Source organism: Nocardioides daejeonensis (assembly GCF_003194585.1).
Lineage (GTDB): Bacteria > Actinomycetota > Actinomycetes > Propionibacteriales > Nocardioidaceae > Nocardioides > Nocardioides daejeonensis.
Window position 1 is genome coordinate 169,207 of record NZ_QHKZ01000008.1, and the last position, 7,229, is coordinate 176,435.

At 68.4% G+C, this 7,229-nt stretch carries 2 protein-coding genes; both read left to right on the top strand.

The window, feature by feature from the left end:
• Positions 1-84: 84 nt before the first annotated feature.
• Positions 85-696, top strand: coding sequence for a helix-turn-helix domain-containing protein (locus DNK54_RS18760; RefSeq protein ID WP_162602549.1), 612 nt, complete (start codon positions 85-87; stop codon positions 694-696).
• Positions 697-925: 229 nt separating this feature from the next.
• The coding region (locus tag DNK54_RS18765) for an SdrD B-like domain-containing protein (protein ID WP_275426280.1) at positions 926-7,229 on the top strand (6,304 nt) is incomplete at its 3' end.

Sequence of the window (7,229 nt, forward strand, 5' to 3'; positions counted from 1 at the left end):
GGCTCCGGTCCAGGAAGCGGTGACGGCACCTCGTTCAGATGGCGTGTCGCCGTTGTCGAGGACCATCTCCTCCAGCGCCAGGGCGTGATCTCACTACTGGGTCAGCAGGCCGGCATCCGGGTGGTGTGGCACGGTGAGACCTTCCCGCAGTTCCGAGCCTGGCTCGAGCGGGTGCCGTTGGCCAGCCATCCCCATCTGCTGGTGCTCGATCTGCAGGTCGATCGGGGCCCGAGCGTCAACCCGGTGGACCTGCGACCGCTCATCCGCGCGGGGCTGAGAGTGCTGGTGCTGTCGGCGATGAACTCGCCCGAGCAGGTGCGCGCGGTGCTCGAGGCCGGGGTGACCGGCGTGGTGGGCAAGCGCGACTCCGAGAACGACATCGTCGGCGCCATGTGGGCCGTGCTCGCCTATGGTCGATGGCTCTCTCCGGAGCTCGACGCGGTGCTGGCGCCGCAGACCGCCCGTCCCGAGCTCAGCGAGCAGGAGGCGCGCGCGCTCGCGCTGTACGCCGCCGGTGGCACGCTCGACGAGGTGGCCGCCGGTCTGGGGATACGCCGCGGCACGGCCAAGAAGTACATCAGCCGGGTGAAGACCAAGTACGCCGCGGTCGGACGTCCCGCGCACACGAAGGTGGAGCTCAACCGCCTGGCTCGCCAGGACGGATTCCTGCGCGACAACGGCTCTGGGCCGGCCTGACCCCTTTTGGGGGACAGCCGCAGCTCTGCCTGACCCCCGAACAGCGGTCATTTGGGTCGACCGGGATCGATTCCCCGAACGAGATCGTCCGGACATTCCTAACCTGCGGCCGGAATGGGACCGCTCTGTCCCGTTCGGCATCAGGTGATGCCTCGGGCTCGGTCCCGGGGAGAGAGGAGTTCGCTGTGCGAACCGACCAGTTCGAAGTCAGCAGGGGAGGTGTGACTCGATGAGAACCCCAACGTGGGCCTCTGCTCTCTCCGCGCTCGCGGTGGCCGCAGCCGGCCTCACCGCGATCGGGACAGCTGCTCCTGCGGCTGCCGCGCCGGGTGACGGCACGCTCAAGATCCGGGTGGTCCAGGACTACAACGGCGACGGGACCTGGGACGACGCGTTCATCGAGCCCGGCCTGGCCGGCACGACCGTGACCGTCACCAGCGCAGCCGGCGCGACGCAGACCCTGACCACGGACGCCGACGGCATGATCACGCTCGTCGGCCCGCCGACGTCCTACCGGATCTCTGTCGACAACCCCGACCCGGCGGTGCTCAAGCCCGCTCCGGCCTGGCGAGCGCCGACCCCGACGACGGCCCGTCCCGCCGAAGCGCTCTCGACCAACGACGAGTTCGTCACCGTCGATGCCAACCGGACGGTCGAGATCACCACGGCCTTCTGGGACATCCGCGACTACTGCAACTCCAACCCACTGATCGTGACCGCCTGCCAGCCGGCCATGTTCAACTCGGGCGGCAAGACCAACAACAACCCCACCAACGACACCCTCGTGACGGCGCCGTACCGCGCCGAAGGGACCGACGTGGGCAAGACGGTGCTGGGCAACAAGTCCCACACGGGTGCGCTCTACGGCATCGGCGTCCAGAAGGGCGAGAAGCCCGAGGATCAGAGGATCTTCGCGGGCGCCTTCGCCAAGCGCGGCAGCGACTACGGCCCGGGTGGCCCCGGCGCCATCTACGTCACCAGTGCAGCCGGCGAGACCCCGACCGTCTGGGGCACCGTGCCCAACGTGGGCACGACGACGCACACGTACGACGAGCTGCCCGGCGGTCGGACCGACTGGAACTTCGCCGCGGCGGTCGGCAAGGAGAGCCTCGGCGACCTCGACCTGAGTGAGGACGGCAACGACCTCCAGGTCATCAACCTCTTCACCCGCGAGCTCTACGTCTACGACGCGAACGCCGCGACCATGGGAGCGCCGAAGGCGGTTGTGGACCTCTCGGCCAACCCCGGTTGCGCAGCGGCCTCCGACTGGCGGCCCGCGGCTCTCGGCGAGCGCAACGGCGTCCTGTACGTCGGCGGCGTCTGCTCGGCCGAGTCGACGCAGGACCCGGCCGACATGAAGGCCATGGTGCTGACATTCGACGCCGACACCTACGCGCCCATCGGCACCGTCATGGACCAGACCCTGAACGTGCGCCGCTCGAGCAACGGTGGCGCCGGCTGCGCAGGTCGTCTGACGACGACCTACCGGCCTTGGAACGACAAGGGGATCGACTGTGGCAACAAGTCGGGCCAGATCCCTGACCCGCAGGCCTGGATGACCGACATCGTCATCGAGAACAACGGCGACCTGATCGTCGGCTTCCGCGACCGGACCGGTGACCAGCAGACGGGTATCAACTCCCAGTACTTCGCTGACACCACCGGCGTGGGCGGTACCCGCGTCGGCCAGGTCAACTACAACGTCACCGGCGACATCAACAAGGCCTGCAAGAACGACGCCGGCATGTTCGTGCTCGACATGAACGGTGCCTGCGGTGTCACCGCCGGATCGCCGACAGTGGTGGCAGGCGAGTTCTTCAAGGGTGACAGCACCATTCACGCCGAGGCTTCCTTCGGCGGCTTGGCGCTGAGCCGTGGTGAGCGTGGCGTGGCCACCAACATCATGGACCCGAACGGCATCTTCACCCAGGGCTACGCCTCGATCGCGCGCGGCACCGGTGGTGCGCTGCAGACCGTCGGCAACGGCGCCAGCGGTGACCCGGCCGAGGTCGACACCCTCGGTGGTGGCCAGTCCGGCAACCGGCTGACCGGCTCGGACGACTTCGGCAAGGGGCAGGGCCTGGCGGACATGGAGGTCCTGTGTGATCTCGCTCCGGTCCAGATCGGCAACCGGGTCTGGTTCGACGCCGACGGCAACGGCGTGCAGGACGCCGGCGAGGAGCCCATCAAGGGCGTCACCGTCAACCTGTACCACGCTGACGGCACTCCGGTGACGGTGAAGGACGACAAGGGCAACGACGTGCCCGTCAAGGCCGTCACCAATGCCCGCGGCGAGTACTTCTTCGACTCGCGCTACGACGGCATCGAGTTCGGCAAGGACTACCTCATCCGACTTGACGACCCGGCCAACTACGGACCGGACAAGCCGCTCGACAGCCAGAAGTTCCGTCTGACCGGCACCGATCAGGGCGCCGACGACGAGCTCGACAACGATGCGACGAACGTCGGTGGATTCCCCGAGATCGCCGTGACCGTCGGCAACCGGGGCGAGGACGACCACAGCCTCGACTTCGGCTTCCAGCCGCGGCCGGTGGCTCAGGTCTCGGTCGGCGACTACGTCTGGGTGGACACCGACGGCGACGGCCTCCAGGACGCCGGTGAGCCCGGTATCGAGGGCGTCGAGATGGTGCTCACGGGTCCCGATGGCAAGCCGGTGAAGGACATCAACGGCAATGCGGTCGGCCCCGTGAAGACCGACGAGCACGGCAAGTACACCTTCGACATGCTGCCCCCGCTTCCCGCAGGTCAGCACTACACGGTGACCATCAACCAGGACGCGGCGTCGACCAAGGCGGCCCTGGCGCCGTACGTCCCGACGACCCCGGGAGACGGCAGCGACCCGGCCCATGACTCGTCGACCTGGACGGCCACCTCCGGTGACCTGGTCAACGACGGCGACCGGGATGCCACGCTGGACTTCGGCTTCGTGCCGCGGCCCGTCGCGGTGGGCAACCTGGTGTGGGTCGACAGTGACGGTGACGGCGTCCAGGACGCTGGCGTGCCGGGCATCAAGGGCGTCAAGCTCGAGATCTTCGGTCCTGACGGCAACCCCGTCACGGTGGACGCCGAAGGAAACGCGATGAGCTCGACCACGGTGACCGACGCAGCCGGTAACTACCTCTTCACCAATCTGCCGCTGCTGGCCGCCGGTGAGTCCTACACCGTGAAGATCGTCCAGACGGATGCCGACACCATCGAGGCGCTCAAGCCCTACCGGCCGACGCTCACGGGCGCCGGGACGCCGGAGACCGACTCGGAGACCGATGAGGCGAGCTCCATCGCCGACCTCAGCGTTCCGGGTGCGGTCGACCTGAGCCTCGACTTCGGCTTCCAGCCGAAGCCGGTCTCGGTCGGCAACCTGGTGTGGCTCGACACCGATGGTGATGGTGTCCAGGACCCGGGCGAGCCCGGTATTCCGGGCGTCAAGCTCACGATCGTGGACAAGAACGGCAACCCCGTCACGACCGACGCCGACGGCAATCCGATGTCGCCGGAAGTGACCACGGACGCCAACGGCCACTACGTCTTCGCCAACCTGCCCCCGGGCGAGAAGTACACGGTGAAGGTCGACAACAGCCAGAGCACGCTGACGCCGTACGCCCCGACCCAGACGGGCCAGGGCAACACGGGCAACGACTCCTCGACGAGCTCCGCCGACTCGGTGGACCTGAGCAACCCGGGTGTCACGAACAGCGACATGACGCTGGACTTCGGCTTCGTGCCGAAGTCGGTCTCGGTGGGCGACTTCGTCTGGGTCGACAAGGACCGCGACGGCACCCAGGACGCCGGAGAGCCCGGCATCGAAGGTGTCGTGCTGCGCATCCTCGGGCCGGACGGCAACCCGGTGCGCGACGTCTACGGCAACATCGTGACGCCGCAGGTGACGGATGCCAACGGCGAGTACCTCTTCGAGAACCTGCCTCTGCTTCCGGTCGGCCAGTCCTACACGGTCGCCATCGACCGTCAGGCGCAGTCGACCCAGGACGCTCTTGCCGGCCTCGTGCCGACGAAGGTGAACGGCGGCGGCAACGGCGCCAACGACTCCTCGCTGTGGGTCGCCGAGTCGCAGGCCAACCTGAGCGCCAACGGCGCGAAGGACCTGACGCTGGACTTCGGGTTCGTCCCGGGCAGCGTGTCGGTCGGTGACTTCGTGTGGGTCGACAAGGACGGGGACGGCATCCAGGAGGCCGGCGAGCCCGGGATCCCGGGTGTCAAGCTCAAGCTGGTCGGCCCCGACGGCAACCCGGTCACCGACGTGGACGGCAACCCGGTCGCTCCGGTCGTGACCGATGGCAACGGCAGGTACTCCTTCGAGTTGCTCCCGCCACTCCCGGCGGGTCAGCACTACGCCGTGCTGATCGACCAGAGCGATGCGGGCACGCAGGCCGCACTGGCGCCGTACCTGCCCACGCAGGCCGGTGCCGGCGACGACCCGGCGGTCGACTCGTCGACCTGGAAGGCGATCTCCGGGGACCTCACGGCGCCCGGTGACCACGACGGCACGCTCGACTTCGGCTTCCAGCCCAAGTCGGCCAGCGTCGGCAACCTGGTGTGGCGCGATCTCGACGGCGACGGCATCCAGGACCCGGGCGAGCCCGGGATCCCTGGTGTGGTGCTGGTGCTGACCGGTCCGGACGGCAAGTCGGTGACGGACGTCAACGGCGTCCCGGTCGGTCCGCTCACGACCGACGCGGACGGCAAGTACGTCTTCTCGGACCTGCCGAACCTGCCGAAGGGCGAGCACTACACGGTCACCGTCGACACGACCGCCTCGGCGGCCGCGTTGAAGGACCTGGTGCCGACGCAGCCCGGCCAGGGTTCCGACCCGGCCAAGGACTCGTCGACCGACAAGGCCGTCTCCGGGGACCTCGACCAGCCCGGCTCGCGCGACCTCACGCTGGACTTCGGCTTCGTGCCGGCCCACGTGTCCGTCGGCGACAAGGTCTGGCTCGACGTCGACCGCGACGGACGTCAGGATGCGGGTGAGCCCGGCATCGAGGGCGTGGCACTGTCGATCTCCGGCCCCAACGGCCCGGTGACCGATGTCTACGGCAACCCGGTCAACTATGTGCTCACGGATGCGAACGGCAACTACTCCTTCGAGAACCTGCCGGTCCTGAAGCCCGGTGAGTCCTACACGGTCAGCATCTACGACGCCGAGTCCGGCAGCTCGTTGGCGGGGCTCAGCCCCACGCTCGAGCACGTCGGTGCGGGTGACCAGGACTCGTCGACCGGTTCGGCCGCCTCCGGTGACCTGACCAAGCACGGGGACCGTGACGAGACCTTGGACTTCGGCTTCGTCCGGGACCAGGTCTCGGTCGGTGACCTCGTGTGGCGCGACACCAACAAGGACGGCGTGCAGGATGCCGGTGAGCCCGGTATCGCTGGTGTGGTGCTGGTGCTGACCGGTCCCGACGGCAAGCCGGTGACCGATGTCTTCGGTGCCCCGGTCGGCCCGGTGACCACCGGTGCGAGCGGTGCCTATCTGTTCGAGCACCTGCCGTCGCTGCCTGCCGGTCAGCACTACACGGTCAGCATCGACCGCACTGCCTCCGCGGCGGCGCTGGCGGGGCTGGTTCCGACCCAGAGCGGCCAGGGAACACCGGGCACCGACTCGTCCACCTGGACGGCGGAGTCGGGCAACCTCACGACCGATGGTGCGAAGGACGACACGTTGGACTTCGGGTTCGTCCCGGAGCCGGTCGTGCCGCCGACCCCGAAGGTCTCCGTCGGCGACCTGGTCTGGAAGGACCTGGACGGCGATGGCGTGCAGGATGCCGGTGAGCCCGGTATCGCTGGTGTGGTGCTGGTGCTGACGGGTCCGGATGGCAAGCCGGTCACGGATGTGAACGGCAAGCCGGTGGGTCCGGTCACGACGGGTCCTGATGGTCGTTACTCGTTCGACAACCTGCCGGTGCTGCCGGCGGGGCAGTCCTACACGGTGACGCTCGACGAGTCTGCTTCGGCGGGTGCGTTGAAGGACCTGGTGCCGACCAAGACCGGGCAGGGTACGCCGGGGACCGACTCCTCCACGGGGTCGGCGAAGTCCGGTGACCTCACGACCGATGGTGCGAAGGACGACACGTTGGACTTCGGGTTCGTCCCGGAGCCGGTCGTGCCGCCGACCCCGAAGGTCTCCGTCGGCGACCTGGTCTGGAAGGACCTGGACGGCGATGGCGTGCAGGATGCCGGTGAGCCCGGTATCGCTGGTGTGGTGCTGGTGCTGACGGGTCCGGATGGCAAGCCGGTCACGGATGTGAACGGCAAGCCGGTGGGTCCGGTCACGACGGGTCCTGATGGTCGTTACTCGTTCGACAACCTGCCGGTGCTGCCGGCGGGGCAGTCCTACACGGTGACGCTCGACGAGTCTGCTTCGGCGGGTGCGTTGAAGGACCTGGTGCCGACCAAGACCGGGCAGGGTACGCCGGGGACCGACTCCTCCACGGGGTCGGCGAAGTCCGGTGACCTCACGACCGATGGTGCGAAGGACGACACGTTGGACTTCGGGTTCG